27 protein-coding genes are annotated in these 15,588 nt (G+C 66.9%); 26 read left to right on the top strand and 1 reads right to left on the bottom strand.

The genetic code is table 11. From position 1 onward, the window contains the following. The 26 genes from rpsS to truA all read left to right on the top strand — a co-directional run bounded on the left by rpsS (position 1) and on the right by truA (position 14,541). Complete coding sequence (rpsS, locus tag AB0E14_RS17960; RefSeq protein ID WP_019888752.1) at positions 1–282, top strand: 30S ribosomal protein S19; 282 nt, start codon at positions 1–3, stop codon at positions 280–282. A 42-nt stretch (positions 283–324) separates the two neighbouring features. Then, positions 325–672, top strand: coding sequence for a 50S ribosomal protein L22 (rplV, locus tag AB0E14_RS17955; RefSeq protein WP_041662774.1), 348 nt, complete (start codon positions 325–327; stop codon positions 670–672). Continuing rightward, positions 672–1,505 (top strand): 30S ribosomal protein S3, encoded by an 834-nt coding sequence (gene rpsC / locus AB0E14_RS17950; protein WP_137993934.1) that lies wholly within the window; start codon positions 672–674, stop codon positions 1,503–1,505. The genes rplV and rpsC overlap by 1 nt, the downstream gene beginning before the upstream one ends. Before the next feature lie 5 nt (positions 1,506–1,510). Next, positions 1,511–1,930: a 50S ribosomal protein L16 gene (gene rplP / locus AB0E14_RS17945; protein ID WP_015035580.1), complete on the top strand. Its 420-nt coding sequence runs from the start codon at positions 1,511–1,513 to the stop codon at positions 1,928–1,930. Beyond that, positions 1,930–2,154: a 50S ribosomal protein L29 gene (rpmC, locus tag AB0E14_RS17940; protein WP_361445390.1), complete on the top strand. Its 225-nt coding sequence runs from the start codon at positions 1,930–1,932 to the stop codon at positions 2,152–2,154. The genes rplP and rpmC overlap by 1 nt, the downstream gene beginning before the upstream one ends. Continuing rightward, positions 2,154–2,435 carry a 30S ribosomal protein S17 gene (gene rpsQ, locus AB0E14_RS17935; protein ID WP_362013647.1) on the top strand — a complete coding sequence of 94 codons (282 nt, stop codon included), beginning with the start codon at positions 2,154–2,156 and terminating at the stop codon, positions 2,433–2,435. The genes rpmC and rpsQ overlap by 1 nt, the downstream gene beginning before the upstream one ends. A 97-nt stretch (positions 2,436–2,532) precedes the next feature. Then, complete coding sequence (gene rplN, locus AB0E14_RS17930) at positions 2,533–2,901, top strand: 50S ribosomal protein L14 (protein ID WP_003956455.1); 369 nt, start codon at positions 2,533–2,535, stop codon at positions 2,899–2,901. Positions 2,902–2,903: 2 nt separating this feature from the next. Continuing rightward, a complete protein-coding gene (rplX, locus tag AB0E14_RS17925; protein WP_041130777.1) occupies positions 2,904–3,215 on the top strand; it encodes a 50S ribosomal protein L24 in 312 nt (103 codons plus the stop codon). Then, complete coding sequence (rplE, locus tag AB0E14_RS17920) at positions 3,215–3,772, top strand: 50S ribosomal protein L5 (protein ID WP_030788262.1); 558 nt, start codon at positions 3,215–3,217, stop codon at positions 3,770–3,772. Before rplX ends, rplE begins: the two co-directional genes overlap by 1 nt. A gap of 5 nt (positions 3,773–3,777) precedes the next feature. Then, positions 3,778–3,963 (top strand): type Z 30S ribosomal protein S14, encoded by a 186-nt coding sequence (locus tag AB0E14_RS17915; protein WP_003956452.1) that lies wholly within the window; start codon positions 3,778–3,780, stop codon positions 3,961–3,963. A gap of 211 nt (positions 3,964–4,174) precedes the next feature. Continuing rightward, positions 4,175–4,573 carry a 30S ribosomal protein S8 gene (gene rpsH / locus AB0E14_RS17910; RefSeq protein WP_030209003.1) on the top strand — a complete coding sequence of 133 codons (399 nt, stop codon included), beginning with the start codon at positions 4,175–4,177 and terminating at the stop codon, positions 4,571–4,573. Between the two features lie 21 nt (positions 4,574–4,594). Next, a complete protein-coding gene (gene rplF, locus AB0E14_RS17905) occupies positions 4,595–5,134 on the top strand; it encodes a 50S ribosomal protein L6 (protein ID WP_361667570.1) in 540 nt (179 codons plus the stop codon). A 3-nt stretch (positions 5,135–5,137) separates the two neighbouring features. Next, a complete protein-coding gene (gene rplR, locus AB0E14_RS17900) occupies positions 5,138–5,521 on the top strand; it encodes a 50S ribosomal protein L18 (protein ID WP_015035587.1) in 384 nt (127 codons plus the stop codon). A 45-nt stretch (positions 5,522–5,566) separates the two neighbouring features. After that, complete coding sequence (gene rpsE, locus AB0E14_RS17895; RefSeq protein ID WP_030201551.1) at positions 5,567–6,172, top strand: 30S ribosomal protein S5; 606 nt, start codon at positions 5,567–5,569, stop codon at positions 6,170–6,172. Continuing rightward, positions 6,172–6,354 (top strand): 50S ribosomal protein L30, encoded by a 183-nt coding sequence (gene rpmD, locus AB0E14_RS17890; RefSeq protein ID WP_005313525.1) that lies wholly within the window; start codon positions 6,172–6,174, stop codon positions 6,352–6,354. Before rpsE ends, rpmD begins: the two co-directional genes overlap by 1 nt. Before the next feature lies 1 nt (position 6,355). After that, a complete protein-coding gene (gene rplO / locus AB0E14_RS17885) occupies positions 6,356–6,811 on the top strand; it encodes a 50S ribosomal protein L15 (protein ID WP_362418255.1) in 456 nt (151 codons plus the stop codon). A 451-nt stretch (positions 6,812–7,262) separates the two neighbouring features. Beyond that, positions 7,263–8,582, top strand: coding sequence for a preprotein translocase subunit SecY (gene secY, locus AB0E14_RS17880; protein WP_260229390.1), 1,320 nt, complete (start codon positions 7,263–7,265; stop codon positions 8,580–8,582). Beyond that, complete coding sequence (locus AB0E14_RS17875) at positions 8,582–9,229, top strand: adenylate kinase (RefSeq protein ID WP_362418251.1); 648 nt, start codon at positions 8,582–8,584, stop codon at positions 9,227–9,229. Before secY ends, AB0E14_RS17875 begins: the two co-directional genes overlap by 1 nt. A gap of 96 nt (positions 9,230–9,325) precedes the next feature. Next, positions 9,326–10,162 (top strand): type I methionyl aminopeptidase, encoded by an 837-nt coding sequence (map, locus tag AB0E14_RS17870; RefSeq protein WP_362418248.1) that lies wholly within the window; start codon positions 9,326–9,328, stop codon positions 10,160–10,162. Positions 10,163–10,334: 172 nt separating this feature from the next. After that, positions 10,335–10,556 (top strand): translation initiation factor IF-1, encoded by a 222-nt coding sequence (gene infA, locus AB0E14_RS17865; protein ID WP_003956442.1) that lies wholly within the window; start codon positions 10,335–10,337, stop codon positions 10,554–10,556. A gap of 62 nt (positions 10,557–10,618) precedes the next feature. Then, positions 10,619–10,732, top strand: a complete 114-nt coding sequence (gene rpmJ / locus AB0E14_RS17860; RefSeq protein WP_003956441.1) for a 50S ribosomal protein L36 — start codon at positions 10,619–10,621, stop codon at positions 10,730–10,732. 186 nt (positions 10,733–10,918) lie between these two features. Next, positions 10,919–11,299 (top strand): 30S ribosomal protein S13, encoded by a 381-nt coding sequence (rpsM, locus tag AB0E14_RS17855; protein WP_005313488.1) that lies wholly within the window; start codon positions 10,919–10,921, stop codon positions 11,297–11,299. Between the two features lie 66 nt (positions 11,300–11,365). Further along, complete coding sequence (gene rpsK, locus AB0E14_RS17850; protein ID WP_003956432.1) at positions 11,366–11,770, top strand: 30S ribosomal protein S11; 405 nt, start codon at positions 11,366–11,368, stop codon at positions 11,768–11,770. A gap of 132 nt (positions 11,771–11,902) precedes the next feature. Next, on the top strand, positions 11,903–12,925 hold the full coding sequence (locus AB0E14_RS17845) for a DNA-directed RNA polymerase subunit alpha (protein WP_003966937.1): 1,023 nt from the start codon (positions 11,903–11,905) through the stop codon (positions 12,923–12,925). A gap of 168 nt (positions 12,926–13,093) precedes the next feature. After that, positions 13,094–13,591 (top strand): 50S ribosomal protein L17, encoded by a 498-nt coding sequence (gene rplQ, locus AB0E14_RS17840; protein WP_362418245.1) that lies wholly within the window; start codon positions 13,094–13,096, stop codon positions 13,589–13,591. A gap of 95 nt (positions 13,592–13,686) precedes the next feature. Continuing rightward, positions 13,687–14,541 (top strand): tRNA pseudouridine(38-40) synthase TruA, encoded by an 855-nt coding sequence (gene truA / locus AB0E14_RS17835; protein ID WP_362418242.1) that lies wholly within the window; start codon positions 13,687–13,689, stop codon positions 14,539–14,541. 22 nt (positions 14,542–14,563) lie between these two features. Here the strand turns inward: truA and AB0E14_RS17830 are convergent, their stop codons facing one another. Further along, complete coding sequence (locus tag AB0E14_RS17830) at positions 14,564–15,541, bottom strand: hypothetical protein (RefSeq protein ID WP_362418239.1); 978 nt, start codon at positions 15,539–15,541, stop codon at positions 14,564–14,566. Positions 15,542–15,588 lie beyond the last annotated feature (47 nt).

The raw sequence follows: 15,588 nt of genomic DNA, 5'->3' as shown, positions 1-15,588 counted from the left end.
ATGCCGCGCAGTCTCAAGAAGGGGCCCTTCGTCGACGACCACCTCGTAAAGAAGGTGGACGCCCAGAACGAAGCCGGCACCAAGAACGTCATCAAGACCTGGTCCCGTCGCTCGATGATCATCCCGGCCATGCTCGGCCACACGATCGCGGTGCACAACGGCAAGACCCACATTCCGGTGTTTGTCACCGAGTCGATGGTCGGCCACAAGCTCGGCGAGTTCTCGCCGACGCGCACCTTCCGGGGTCACGTCAAGGACGACCGGAAGTCGAAGCGCCGCTAGTAGCGGGGTGGAATGACCATGACAGACACTGGAAGGACAACCATGGAAGCCAGGGCCCAGGCGCGGTACATCCGCGTTACGCCCATGAAGGCCCGCCGCGTGGTGGACCTTATCCGTGGCATGGATGCCACGGAGGCTCAGGCGGTCCTGCGTTTCGCCCCGCAGGCCGCGAGCGTGCCGGTCGGCAAGGTGCTGGACAGCGCCATCGCCAACGCCGCGCACAACTACGACCACAGTGACGCCTCTTCGCTGTACATCAGCGAGGCGTTCGTGGATGAGGGCCCGACCCTGAAGCGGTTCCGTCCGCGTGCCCAGGGCCGTGCCTACCGGATCCGTAAGCGGACCAGCCACATCACCGTGGTCGTCAGCAGCAAGGAAGGAACCCGGTAATGGGCCAGAAGGTTAACCCGCATGGGTTCCGGCTCGGCATCACCACGGACTTCAAGTCCCGCTGGTACGCCGACAAGCTGTACAAGGACTACGTCAAGGAAGACGTCGCCATCCGTCGGATGATGACGTCCGGCATGGAGCGCGCCGGCATCTCGAAGGTTGAGATCGAGCGCACCCGTGACCGCGTGCGGGTGGACATCCACACCGCGCGTCCCGGCATCGTCATCGGCCGCCGTGGCGCCGAGGCCGACCGCATCCGCGGCGACCTCGAGAAGCTCACGGGCAAGCAGGTCCAGCTGAACATCCTCGAGGTCAAGAACCCCGAGGTCGACGCTCAGCTCGTGGCCCAGGCCGTGGCCGAGCAGCTGTCCTCCCGCGTCTCCTTCCGTCGGGCCATGCGCAAGAGCATGCAGTCCGCCATGAAGGCCGGCGCCAAGGGCATCAAGATCCAGTGTGGTGGCCGTCTCGGCGGCGCCGAGATGTCCCGCTCGGAGTTCTACCGCGAGGGTCGTGTGCCGCTGCACACGCTCCGTGCGAACGTCGAGTACGGCTTCTTCGAGGCCAAGACCACCTTCGGCCGCATCGGCGTGAAGGTCTGGATCTACAAGGGCGACGTCAAGAACATCGCCGAGGTTCGCGCCGAGAACGCCGCAGCCCGCGCCGGCAACCGTCCGGCTCGTGGCGGCGCTGACCGCCCGGCCGGCCGCGGTGGCCGTGGTGGCGAGCGTGGCGGTCGCGGCCGCAAGCCGCAGCAGTCGGCTCCCGCCGCCGAGGCCCCCAAGGCCGAGGCTGCTGCCGCTGCTCCGGCTGAGAGCACCGGAACGGAGGCCTGACCGAAATGCTGATCCCCCGTAGGGTCAAGCACCGCAAGCAGCACCACCCGAAGCGCAGCGGTATGTCCAAGGGTGGTACGCAGGTTGCGTTCGGCGAGTACGGCATTCAGGCCCTCACTCCGGCGTACGTGACCAACCGCCAGATCGAGGCGGCTCGTATCGCGATGACCCGCCACATCAAGCGTGGCGGCAAGGTCTGGATCAACATCTACCCGGACCGTCCGCTGACCAAGAAGCCTGCCGAGACCCGCATGGGTTCCGGTAAGGGTTCGCCGGAGTGGTGGATCGCGAACGTCAAGCCCGGTCGGGTGATGTTCGAGCTGTCCTACCCGAACGAGAAGATCGCGCGCGAGGCCCTGACCCGTGCGGCCCACAAGCTGCCGATGAAGTGCAAGATCGTTAAGCGCGAAGCAGGTGAGCTGTGATGACCGCCGGTACCAAGGCGTCCGAGCTGCGCGAGCTGGGCAACGAGGAGCTTGTCGCCAAGCTCCGCGAGGCCAAGGAAGAGCTGTTCAACCTCCGCTTCCAGGCGGCGACGGGCCAGCTCGAGAACCACGGTCGGCTCAAGTCCGTCCGTAAGGACATCGCCCGGATCTACACCCTGATGCGTGAGCGCGAGCTGGGCATCGAGACGGTGGAGAACGCCTGATGAGCGAGAGCAACGTGACTGAGAACAGCGAGCGCAACGCCCGCAAGGTCCGCGAGGGCCTCGTCGTCAGCGACAAGATGGACAAGACCGTCGTCGTCGCTGTCGAGGACCGCGTCAAGCACGCGCTGTACGGCAAGGTCATCCGCCGTACGAACAAGCTCAAGGCTCACGACGAGACCAACGCTGCCGGCATCGGCGACCGCGTCCTCCTGATGGAGACCCGGAAGCTGTCCGCCACGAAGCACTGGCGCGTCGTCGAGATCCTCGAGAAGGCCAAGTAAGCACTTGAAGGGGTAACCCTTCGAGTTCGTTCCGCCAGGCTCGGCAGGGGCATTCCGGTGCCCCTGCCGGGAACCGGCAGACAATCAGGAGATAGACGTGATCCAGCAGGAGTCGCGACTGCGTGTCGCCGACAACACTGGTGCCAAGGAGATCCTTTGCATCCGTGTTCTCGGTGGTTCCGGTCGCCGCTACGCGGGCATCGGTGACGTCATCGTCGCCACCGTCAAGGACGCGATCCCCGGTGGCAACGTGAAGAAGGGTGACGTCGTCAAGGCGGTCATCGTTCGCACCGTCAAGGAGCGCCGCCGCCAGGACGGCTCGTACATCCGCTTCGACGAGAACGCCGCTGTCATTCTCAAGAACGACGGCGACCCTCGCGGCACCCGTATCTTCGGCCCCGTCGGCCGTGAGCTGCGCGAGAAGAAGTTCATGAAGATCATCTCGCTCGCGCCGGAGGTGCTGTAAGCATGAAGATCAAGAAGGGCGACCTGGTCCAGGTCATCACCGGTAAGGACAAGGGCAAGCAGGGCAAGGTCATCACGGCCTTCCCCGCCGAGAACCGCGTCCTGGTCGAGGGTGTCAACCGGGTCAAGAAGCACACCAAGGCCGGCCCCTCGCAGGCTGGTGGCATCGTCACGACCGAGGCTCCGGTCCACGTCTCCAACGTCCAGCTGGTCGTGGAGAAGGACGGCAAGAAGGTCGTCACGCGCGTCGGTTACCGCTTCGACGACGAGGGCAACAAGATCCGCGTTGCCAAGCGGACGGGTGAGGACATCTGATGGCTACCACCACCACTCCGCGTCTCAAGACGAAGTACCGCGAGGAGATCGCGGGCAAGCTGCGTGAGGAGTTCTCCTACGAGAACGTCATGCAGATCCCCGGCCTCGTCAAGATCGTGGTCAACATGGGTGTGGGCGACGCCGCCCGCGACTCCAAGCTGATCGAGGGCGCCATCCGCGACCTCACCACGATCACCGGTCAGAAGCCGGCCGTCACCAAGGCCCGCAAGTCCATCGCGCAGTTCAAGCTGCGTGAGGGTCAGCCGATCGGTGCGCACGTCACCCTCCGTGGCGACCGCATGTGGGAGTTCCTGGACCGCACCCTGTCGCTCGCGCTTCCGCGCATCCGCGACTTCCGTGGTCTGTCCCCCAAGCAGTTCGACGGGCGTGGCAACTACACCTTCGGTCTCACGGAGCAGGTCATGTTCCACGAGATCGACCAGGACAAGATCGACCGTGTCCGGGGTATGGACATCACCGTGGTCACCACGGCGACCAACGACGCTGAGGGCCGCGCCCTTCTCCGTCACCTCGGCTTCCCGTTCAAGGAGGCGTAAGCGAGATGGCGAAGAAGGCTCTCATCGCGAAGGCTGCCCGCAAGCCCAAGTTCGGCGTGCGTGCGTACACCCGCTGCCAGCGCTGCGGTCGTCCCCACTCCGTGTACCGCAAGTTCGGCCTGTGCCGCGTGTGCCTTCGTGAGATGGCTCACCGTGGCGAGCTGCCGGGCGTGACCAAGAGCTCCTGGTAATCCCCGTAATAACGGGATAACCGGAGTCTCTCGGTAAGCAAAGGGTTGGCGGAGGCCCACCCCTCCATGGCTTAGGCTAGGAGGGTTGGGCGTCCGCCGCCCGTACGACTTACTACGCCGTAGGTCCCCGCGCCGCACCCGTCCCGCCCCTGTGTGGGGAGAGGGATGGCGCATACAGGAAACCCCGGCGAGAGAGGCCGAAGGCCAATTCATGACCATGACTGATCCGATCGCAGACATGCTCACGCGTCTGCGTAACGCGAACTCGGCGTACCACGACACCGTGACGATGCCGCACAGCAAGATCAAGTCTCACATCGCGGAAATCCTCCAGCAGGAGGGCTTCATCACGGGCTGGAAGGTCGAGGACGCCGAGGTCGGCAAGAACCTCGTTCTCGAGCTCAAGTTCGGTCCGAACCGTGAGCGCTCCATCGCGGGCATCAAGCGGATCTCGAAGCCCGGCCTCCGGGTTTACGCGAAGTCCACCAACCTGCCGAAGGTTCTCGGCGGCCTGGGCGTGGCGATCATCTCCACGTCCCACGGTCTCCTGACCGGCCAGCAGGCAGGCAAGAAGGGCGTAGGTGGGGAAGTCCTCGCCTACGTCTGGTAGTCGGGAACGGAGGAATAGCTAATGTCGCGTATTGGCAAGCTGCCTATCCAGGTTCCCGCCGGCGTGGACGTCACCATCGAGGGCCGCTCGGTCACGGTGAAGGGTTCCAAGGGCACCCTGACCCACACCGTCGCCGCTCCGATCGAGATCGTTAAGGGCGAGGACGGCGTTCTCAACGTCACCCGTCCGAACGACGAGCGTCAGAACAAGGCCCTTCACGGCCTGTCCCGCACGCTGGTGGCCAACATGATCACCGGTGTGACCCAGGGTTACGTGAAGGCGCTCGAGATCAGCGGTGTCGGTTACCGCGTCGCCGCGAAGGGCTCCAACCTGGAGTTCCAGCTCGGCTACAGCCACCCGATCCTGGTCGAGGCGCCCGAGGGCATCTCGTTCAAGGTCGAGTCGCCGACCAAGTTCTCGGTCGAGGGCATCGACAAGCAGAAGGTCGGCGAGGTCGCGGCGAACATCCGCAAGCTGCGGAAGCCCGACCCGTACAAGGCCAAGGGCGTCAAGTACGCCGGCGAGGTCATCCGCCGCAAGGTCGGAAAGGCTGGTAAGTAAGCCATGGCATACGGTGTGAAGATCGCCAAGGGCGACGCTTACAAGCGTGCCGCCAAGGCCCGCCGTCACATCCGCATCCGCAAGAACGTGTCGGGTACGGCGGAGCGTCCGCGCCTCGTCGTGACGCGTTCCAACCGCGGTATCACCGCTCAGGTCATCGACGACCTCAAGGGCCACACCCTTGCGTCCGCGTCGAACCTGGACGCGTCGATCCGTGGCGGCGAGGGTGACAAGTCCGCGCAGGCCAAGCAGGTCGGTGCTCTCGTCGCTGAGCGCGCCAAGGCCGCCGGTGTCGAGGCTGTCGTGTTCGACCGTGGTGGCAACAGGTACGCCGGGCGCATTGCCGCTCTGGCTGACGCCGCCCGCGAAGCCGGGCTGAAGTTCTAAGCCCCGGTTCCGGGACTAACGGACGTAACAGAGAGAGGTAATCCAATGGCTGGACCCCAGCGCCGCGGAAGCGGTGCCGGTGGCGGCGAGCGGCGGGACCGGAAGGGTCGCGACGGTGGCGCCGCTGCCGCCGAGAAGACCGCGTACGTCGAGCGCGTAGTCGCGATCAACCGCGTCGCCAAGGTTGTCAAGGGTGGTCGTCGCTTCAGCTTCACCGCGCTGGTCGTGGTGGGCGACGGTGACGGCACCGTGGGTGTCGGTTACGGCAAGGCCAAGGAGGTGCCGGCCGCCATCGCCAAGGGTGTTGAGGAGGCCAAGAAGCACTTCTTCAAGGTCCCCCGTATCCAGGGCACCATCCCGCACCCGATCCAGGGCGAGAAGGCCGCGGGCGTCGTCCTGCTCAAGCCGGCTTCCCCCGGTACCGGTGTTATCGCCGGTGGCCCGGTGCGTGCCGTGCTCGAGTGCGCCGGCGTTCACGACATCCTGTCGAAGTCGCTCGGCTCCGACAACGCGATCAACATCGTGCACGCGACCGTGGAGGCCCTGAAGGGCCTGCAGCGTCCCGAGGAGATCGCGGCTCGCCGTGGTCTGCCGCTCGAGGACGTCGCCCCCGCGGCTCTCCTTCGTGCGCGTGCGGGAGCGGGTGCGTAATGGCCCGTCTCAAGATCACGCAGACGAAGTCGTACATCGGCAGCAAGCAGAACCACCGCGACACCCTGCGTTCGCTCGGGCTCAAGCGCCTGAACGACGTGGTCGTCAAGGAGGACCGCCCCGAGTTCCGCGGAATGGTGCACACCGTCCGCCACCTCGTGACGGTCGAGGAGGTCGACTGACATGGCGGAGAACAACCCGCTGAAGGTCCACAACCTCCGTCCCGCCCCGGGCGCCAAGACCGCCAAGACCCGTGTGGGTCGTGGTGAGGCGTCGAAGGGTAAGACGGCCGGTCGTGGTACGAAGGGCACCAAGGCCCGTTACCAGGTTCCGGAGCGCTTCGAGGGTGGGCAGATGCCCCTCCACATGCGTCTCCCGAAGCTCAAGGGCTTCAAGAACCCGTTCCGCACCGAGTTCCAGGTCGTGAACCTGGACAAGCTGGCCGCGCTCTACCCGCAGGGTGGCGAGGTCACGGTGGCCGATCTGGTCGCCAAGGGTGCGGTTCGCAAGAACCAGCTCGTCAAGGTGCTCGGCACCGGCGAGATCACCGTGGCGCTGCAGGTTTCGGTTGACGCCGTCTCCGGCTCCGCCAAGGAGAAGATCGCCGCCGCCGGTGGCACCGTCACCGAGCTCGTCTGAGTCTCGGCCTGACAGCACTGAGCCCGGCCGGTTCCCCCTCGGGGGAGCCGGCCGGGCTTTTTGTGCGTCGGGGGCCCTGCGGGTGGGCGAAAGGGCCGCGCGAGGCCACTCGTCCGGGTGCGGCCGGTCGTGACGACCCCGGCCGAACGGCCCTCCGGCACCTGAGAGCGCGTGAAGGGGCGTCGAGGGCTCGTACGGGCCCGTACGTGGGCGTACGGGGGCGTAGGGGACTCCCGTGCGGGGCCGTGGGGGCACGAACGGCTCGAACGGTGGCCGATACCGGGTTGACGTGCCCAGGAGACGTTTCCCGCTGGCTGTACGGCCGGGTATGGTAGCGGCTGTTAGCTTCCCCGGCAGTCTGCGCTTGTTGCGTGCGGCTGCCGTGTTCTGTAACCGCTCACATTCAAACCGTCACCCTCACGCGCGTAACGCGGGGGTCGCAGGAGGCACCGTGCTCACCGCGTTCGCCCGGGCGTTCAAGACGCCCGACCTGCGCAAGAAGCTGCTCTTCACGCTCGGCATCATCGTGCTGTACCGCCTCGGGGCGCACATCCCCGTACCCGGTGTCAGCTACCAGGCCGTGCAGCAGTGTGTGGACCAGGCGAGCCAGGGCAACAACTCCCTGTTCGGCCTGGTGAACATGTTCTCCGGCGGGGCACTGCTGCAGATCACCATCTTCGCGCTCGGCATCATGCCGTACATCACGGCGAGCATCATCCTGCAGCTGCTGACCGTGGTGATCCCTCGCCTGGAGGCCCTCAAGAAGGAGGGGCAGTCGGGCACCGCCAAGATCACGCAGTACACGCGTTATCTGACGATCGCGCTCGCCGTCCTCCAGGGCACGGGCCTCGTCGCCACCGCCAAGAGCGGTGCGCTGTTCAGCGGCTGCACGGTGGCCAACCAGGTCGTTCCGGACCCGTCGATCTTCACCATCGCCACCATGGTCATCACGATGACCGCCGGTACGGCCGTCGTCATGTGGCTCGGTGAGCTCATCACCGACCGCGGCATCGGCAACGGCATGTCGATCCTGATGTTCATCTCGATCGCCGCCGGCTTCCCGGGCGCGCTGTGGAAGATCAAGGTCGAGGGTGACCTGGCCGACGGCTGGATCGAGTTCGGCACCGTGATCCTCGTCGGCTTCGCGATGGTCGGCCTCGTCGTCTTCGTCGAGCAGGCCCAGCGCCGCATCCCGGTGCAGTACGCGAAGCGGATGATCGGCCGCAGGTCCTACGGCGGAACGTCCACTTATATCCCTCTCAAGGTGAACCAGGCGGGTGTGATTCCTGTCATCTTCGCCTCGTCGCTGCTCTACATCCCGGCCTTGATCGCTCAGTTCTCGAGTTCCACCGCGGGGTGGAAGACCTGGATCGAAGCCCACTTCGTCAAGGGTGACCACCCCTACTACATCGCTACGTACTTCCTCCTGATCGTGTTCTTCGCCTTCTTCTACGTGGCGATCTCGTTCAACCCCGAGGAAGTCGCGGACAACATGAAGAAGTATGGTGGCTTCATCCCGGGTATCCGGGCTGGTCGACCTACTGCCGAGTACCTGAGCTACGTGCTCAACAGGATCACTTGGCCGGGCTCGCTGTATCTGGGTCTGATCGCTCTTGTGCCGACGATGGCGTTGGCGGGCTTCGGCGGTGCCAATGCCAACTTCCCCTTCGGTGGGACGAGCATCCTCATCATCGTGGGTGTGGGGCTGGAGACCGTGAAGCAGATCGAGAGCCAGCTCCAGCAGCGCAATTACGAAGGGTTCCTCCGCTGATGCGAATCGTCCTCGTCGGACCGCCCGGGGCCGGGAAGGGTACGCAGGCCGCGTTCCTTGCCAAGAACCTGGACATTCCGCACATCTCCACCGGTGACCTGTTCCGTGCCAACATCTCGCAGGGCACGGAGCTGGGCGTGAAGGCCAAGGCGTTCATGGACGCCGGCGACCTGGTGCCCGACGAGGTGACCATCGGGATGGCCAAGGACCGCATGGAGCAGGCCGACGCCGTCAACGGCTTCCTGCTCGACGGCTTCCCGCGCAACGTGGCTCAGGCCGAGGCGCTGGACGTGGTCCTGAAGGCCGAGGACATGCAGCTGGACGCGGTCCTGGACCTGGAGGTCCCCGAGGACGAGGTCGTGAAGCGGATCGCGGGTCGCCGCATCTGCCGCAACGACAGCGCGCACGTGTTCCACCTGACGTACAACGCTCCGAAGACCGAGGGCGTCTGCGACGTCTGCGGCGGCGAGCTCTTCCAGCGTCCGGACGACTCCGAGGAGACGGTCCGCCGGCGCCTGGAGGTCTACCACACGCAGACCGAGCCGATCATCGACTACTACCGGGCGCAGAACCTGGTCGTGACGATCTCCGCGCTCGGCAAGGTGGACGAGGTCACCGCGAAGGCGATGGCCGCGCTCAAGAAGTAACCCTGGTTCGTTCGACACGGCCGCGGTGCCCCTGGGGGGCGCCGCGGCCGTATCGTTGTTCTGTCCCTGGTACGCGTAAGGAAAGGCCCCGCCACGATGGTGCAGATCAAGACCCCCGAGCAGATCGCGAAGATGCGCGAGGCGGGGCTGGTCGTCGCCGCCATCCACGCGGCCACGCGTGAGGCGGCCGTGCCGGGCGCCACGACGAAAGATCTGGACGAGGTCGCCCGCAAGGTCATCGCGGACCACGGGGCGAAGTCGAACTTCCTGGGGTACGGCGGCTTCCCCGCGACGATCTGCACCTCGGTGAACGAGGTCGTCGTGCATGGCATCCCGGACGAGAAGACCGTCCTCAAGGACGGCGACATCATCTCCGTCGACGCCGGCGCGATCGTCGACGGCTGGCACGGCGACGCCGCGTACACGGCCTTCGTCGGCAGTGGTCACGCCCCGGAGCTGATCGAGCTCTCCCGGGTGACCGAGGAGTCGATGTGGGCCGGCATCGCGGCGATGAAGGCCGGCAACCGGCTGGTGGACATCTCGCGGGCGATCGAGACGTACATCCGTCGCCAGCCCAAGCCGGGCGGCGGCAAGTACGGCATCGTCGAGGACTACGGCGGCCACGGCATCGGCACCGAGATGCACATGGACCCGCACCTGCTGAACTACGTCGCCCGCAAGCGCGGCAAGGGTCCGAAGCTGGTCCCGGGCTTCTGCCTGGCGATCGAGCCGATGGTGGCGCTCGGCACCCCGCGCACGGAGGTCCTGGCGGACGACTGGACGGTCGTCTCCACGGACGGCACCTGGTCCTCCCACTGGGAGCACTCGGTCGCGCTCACGGAGGAAGGCCCCCTGGTCCTGACCGCCCCCGACGGCGGCAAGGCGAAGCTGGCCGAGCTGGGCGTCGTGGCGGCGCCGGATCCCCTGGCGTAAGGGCCGCGTACTGCGGCGTGGCTCCTTGCGTAAGGATCTCCACCGGTGGGCAAACTCTCCGGATTCGTCTTTTCCAGGGGCCTGACGTAGACTGATGCGTCGGCTCTCGTGTACCCGTGTGTCCGCACGCGGATCGAGAGTCGATCAAGGTAGCCGATTCGAAGGGCGAAGCGTGGCCAAGAAGCAAGGTGCCATCGAAATCGAGGGCACCGTGATCGAGTCCCTGCCGAACGCCATGTTCAAGGTGGAGCTCCAGAACGGTCACAAGGTCCTCGCGCACATCTCCGGCAAGATGCGGATGCACTACATCCGAATCCTTCCGGACGACCGGGTCGTGGTGGAGCTCTCTCCCTACGACCTGACGCGTGGCCGGATCGTCTACCGGTACAAGTAGATCTTGCCCGCACCCCGGCTCCGCCGAGGGTGGTGGCACTGACCCGGAGAACCTCACATCCCATGAAGGTCAAGCCGAGCGTCAAGAAGATCTGCGACAAGTGCAAGGTGATCCGCCGTCACGGCCGGGTCATGGTCATCTGCGACAACCTGCGCCACAAGCAGCGCCAGGGCTGACGCACGCCGACCGACCTGCACCCCGCAGTTCTTCGCGCGACGCAAGCAATACGTACATACGCAGAGCCCGCCCAGCCCGCAAGGGTCGGCGGCACCTCCGGCGGGGGCCGGAGACCCGGGTCGTACCTCATACGGCGAATCGGGAGCGGCTCTGCGGAAGACCCCCGAACACACAGGAGCCATTGAATGGCACGCGTTTCCGGTGTTGACATCCCGCGCGAAAAGCGTGTGGAGATCGCACTCACCTACGTCTTCGGTATCGGGCGTACCCGGTCCAAGGAGATCCTCGCCTCGACCGGCGTGAACCCGAACACCCGCGTTCGTGACCTGGCCGAAGAGGACCTGGTCAAGATCCGCGAGTACGTGGACGCCAACCTCCAGACCGAGGGTGACCTCCGCCGCGAGATCCAGGGCGACATCCGCCGCAAGATCGAGATCCAGTGCTACCAGGGCATCCGCCACCGTCGTGGCCTGCCCGTGCACGGACAGCGCACCAGCACGAACGCCCGTACCCGCAAGGGCCCGCGTCGCGCCATCGCCGGTAAGAAGAAGCCGGGCAAGAAGTAGTCCTCAGCGGACGCTTGACCAAGCGGTCTTCGCTGTAGGACCGACCACCTCCCGTAGGAGTTATAGATGCCCCCCAAGGGTCGTCAGGGCGCTGCCAAGAAGGTGCGCCGCAAGGAAAAGAAGAACGTCGCTCACGGCCACGCGCACATCAAGAGCACGTTCAACAACACGATCGTCTCGATCACGGACCCCTCGGGCAACGTGATCTCCTGGGCCTCCGCCGGCCACGTCGGCTTCAAGGGCTCGCGCAAGTCCACCCCGTTCGCCGCGCAGATGGCCGCCGAGTCGGCCGCTCGCCGCGCGCAGGAGCACGGCATGCGCAAGGTCGACGTCTTCGTCAAGGGTCCCGGCTCCGGCCGTGAGACCGCGATCCGCTCCCTCCAGGCCACCGGCCTCGAGGTCGGCTCGATCCAGGACGTCACCCCCACGCCGCACAACGGCTGCCGTCCGCCGAAGCGTCGTCGCGTCTGACGCACGACCGGTGACGGTCTGAGTGTCCGGGCGGTACGACCCCTTCTGGGGCCGTACCGCCCGTACCCTTGCAGTACGCAGTACCCGTCGGGCGTCAAATAGTGGGCGTCCACGACTGAAGGAACACACACCATGCTGATCGCTCAGCGTCCCTCGCTGACCGAAGAGGTCGTCGACGAGTTCCGCTCGCGGTTCGTCATCGAGCCCCTGGAGCCGGGCTTCGGCTACACGCTCGGCAACAGCCTCCGCCGTACGCTCCTCTCCTCGATCCCGGGCGCCGCTGTGACGTCCATCCGGATCGACGGTGTCCTGCACGAGTTCACCACCGTGCCGGGCGTCAAGGAGGACGTCACCGACCTCATCCTGAACATCAAGCAGCTGGTCGTCTCCTCGGAGCACGACGAGCCGGTCGTGATGTACCTGCGCAAGCAGGGTCCCGGCCTGGTCACCGCTGCTGACATCGCCCCGCCGGCCGGCGTCGAGGTGCACAACCCCGACCTGGTGCTCGCCACGCTCAACGGCAAGGGCAAGCTGGAGATGGAGCTGACCGTCGAGCGCGGTCGCGGCTACGTCTCCGCCGTGCAGAACAAGCAGGTGGGCCAGGAGATCGGCCGTATCCCGGTCGACTCCATCTACTCGCCGGTGCTCAAGGTCACGTACAAGGTCGAGGCGACCCGTGTCGAGCAGCGCACCGACTTCGACAAGCTGATCGTCGACGTCGAGACCAAGCAGGCCATGCGGCCGCGTGACGCCATGGCGTCCGCCGGTAAGACGCTGGTCGAGCTGTTCGGTCTGGCGCGCGAGCTCAACATCGACGCCGAGGGCATCGACATGGGCCCGTCCCCCACGGACGCCGCCCTTGCCGCCGACCTGGCGCTGCCGATCGAGGAGCTCGAGCTCACCGTTCGTTCGTACAACTGCCTCAAGCGTGAGGGCATCCACTCCGTGGGTGAGCTCGTGGCGCGCTCCGAGGCCGACCTGCTCGACATCCGCAACTTCGGTGCGAAGTCGATCGACGAGGTCAAGGCGAAGCTGGCCGGCATGGGCCTGGCCCTCAAGGACAGCCCGCCCGGATTCGACCCGACCGCCGCCGCCGACGCCTTCGGCGCCGACGACGACGCGGACGCCGGGTTCGTCGAGACCGAGCAGTACTAAGAGCTCGGGCCGATCCGGTCCGTACTCGGGTGCGGGTGCGCTGTGCTTGATCGCGCAGTTCCCCGCGCCCCTTCCGGGGGCGACCTCGGATCTCCGACGGGCGACCGCCCGCTCGGACACTGACACCGGTACCTCATACGGCCGGTGCAGATCACAAGGAGAAACACCATGCCGCGTCCCGCCAAGGGTGCCCGCCTCGGTGGCAGTGCCGCTCACGAGCGTCTGCTGCTCGCCAACCTGGCGAAGTCCCTCTTCGAGCACGGCCGCATCACCACGACCGAGGCCAAGGCCCGCCGCCTGCGTCCGGTCGCCGAGCGCCTGATCACCAAGGCGAAGAAGGGCGACATCCACAACCGTCGCCTGGTGCTGCAGACGATCACGGACAAGGGCATCGTCCACACGCTCTTCACCGAGATCGCCCCGCGCTACTCCGAGCGCCCGGGTGGCTACACCCGTATCACCAAGATCGGCAACCGTCGTGGCGACAACGCCCCGATGGCTGTGATCGAGCTGGTCGAGGGCGAGATCGCCAAGAAGGCGACCGTCGCCGAGGCCGAGGCCGCCACCAAGCGCGCCGTCAAGGAGGCCGACGAGGCCGCCAAGGTCGAGGACACCAAGGTCGAGGACGCCGCCGAGGCGCCGGCCGAGGAGTCGAAGGACGCGTAAGCGTTCCGACGATCACGTGGGCGGGCCCGCACCCTCAGGGTGCGGGCCCGTTCCCGTGTCTTGAGAGGCTTGAGAGGCCTGAAAGGATTTCTCGCGTGAGTGACGACGTGCAGCCCGGGTTCGTACGGGTACGGCTTGACCTGTCCTACGACGGCAAGGACTTCTCCGGCTGGGCCAAGCAGGCCCGCGGGCAGCGGACCGTGCAGGGCGACATCGAGGACGCCCTGAAGACGGTCACCCGCTCCAAGGAGACGTACGAGCTGACCGTCGCGGGACGCACGGACGCCGGTGTGCACGCCCGCGGCCAGGTCGCGCACGTCGACCTGCCCGTGGAGCTGTGGGCCGAGCACCAGGACAAGCTGCTGCGCAGGCTCGCGGGGCGGCTCTCGCACGATGTGCGGGTGTGGCGGCTCACCGAGGCCCCCAGCGGCTTCAACGCGCGTTTCTCGGCGATCTGGCGGCGCTACGCCTACCGCGTCACCGACAACCCCGGCGGGGTCGACCCGCTGCTGCGCGGTCACGTCCTGTGGCACGACTGGACGCTCGACATGGACGCCATGAACGCCGCCGCTGAGCGGCTCGTCGGCGAGCACGACTTCGCCGCGTACTGCAAGAAGCGCGAGGGCGCCACGACCATCCGTACGCTCCAGGAGCTGCGCTGGGAGCGGCGGCCCGGGGGCATCCTCGAGGCGACCGTGAAGGCCGACGCCTTCTGCCACAACATGGTCCGCTCGCTCGTCGGCGCGCTGCTCTTCGTGGGCGACGGGCACCGGCCGGTGGACTGGCCGGGGAAGGTGCTCGCCGCGGGGGTGCGGGACTCCGCCGTGCACGTCGTACGGCCGCACGGCCTGACGCTCGAAGAGGTCGGCTACCCGGCCGACGAGCTGCTGGCCGCCCGGAACCTGGAGGCCAGGAACAAGCGCACGCTGCCGGGCGCCGGCTGCTGCTGATCCGGCGCCCGCGCGCCCCCGCCTACTGGCCGGGGGCGCCTGCCGCCGCCGCGGCGGCCTGGGACTTGCCGCGGGCGTAGATCTGGTTGAAGGCGAAGGTGCCCAGGTCGTCGCTGGCCTGGAAGACGGCCTTGGAGGAAGTCGTCACCTTGGAGCCGTTCGAGAAGCCGGCCTGGGTGAAGTACGCGTAGCGGCCGATCGAGTTCGCCCGGCGCAGGCACACCGTCGCGCGGCAGAACTCCTTCACGCCCGCCCCGGCCAGCGGGGCGATGCCGCCGGTGGCCTGGTCCTTCGCCTTCAGCGCCGCCGCCTCGTTCGGGAAGACGGCCACGCCGACGGTGAGGACGACCCCGTCCTGCACGTACGTGGCGCGGATCACCCGGTCGCAGCCGTTCTTCTTCAGGACCGCGCCGAGGCCGCCCTCACCGACGCTCGCGCAGTCGGTCGTGGAGGACGTGGCGCCCTTCTGGTACGCGCGGCCGTTCATCGTCAGCTTCTTGCCCGGGAAGAGCCCCTCGGCGCTGAGCGGGGCCTTGTCCTTCTTCTCGTCCGAGATGAAGTCCTTGGGGTTCGGCGGGGGCGGCGGGGCGACGGAGGAGAACGACGGGCCGGGCGTGGGGGCGTCGGTGGGCGCGGCGGAGCCGGTGGGGGTGACCGTGCCGTTCTTGCCGGTGGTGGTCGTGTCGTTGCTCTTCACGACCGCCGTGGCGACGATCGCCGCGACGGCGAGGGCCGCAAGCGCGCCGCCGCCGATCAGGAGCAGGCGCTTACGTCGCCGGCCCGCCGCCGAGGCGTCGGCGAGGGCTCCCCAGTCGGGCGTCCCGTCCTGCGTCGCGCCCGGGAAGGGGTCGGCCTGCCCGCCGTACTGGTGTGCGGGCTGCTGCCCGTACCCCTGGCCGTATCCCTGCTGTCCGTACTGCTGCTGTCCCGGCTGCTGTCCGTACGGCTGCTGACCCGGCTGCTGCGGCTCCTGCGGCCACTGCGGTCCCCCAAAGCTCATGCCGCGCATCCTAAACCGGTTGGGGCCGAGCCATGCGTGCGGTGACA

The organism is Streptomyces sp. NPDC047981, from assembly GCF_040653315.1.
In the GTDB taxonomy this organism is placed as follows: Bacteria; Actinomycetota; Actinomycetes; order Streptomycetales; family Streptomycetaceae; genus Streptomyces.
This window is presented reverse-complemented; position numbering and strand designations above follow the sequence as displayed.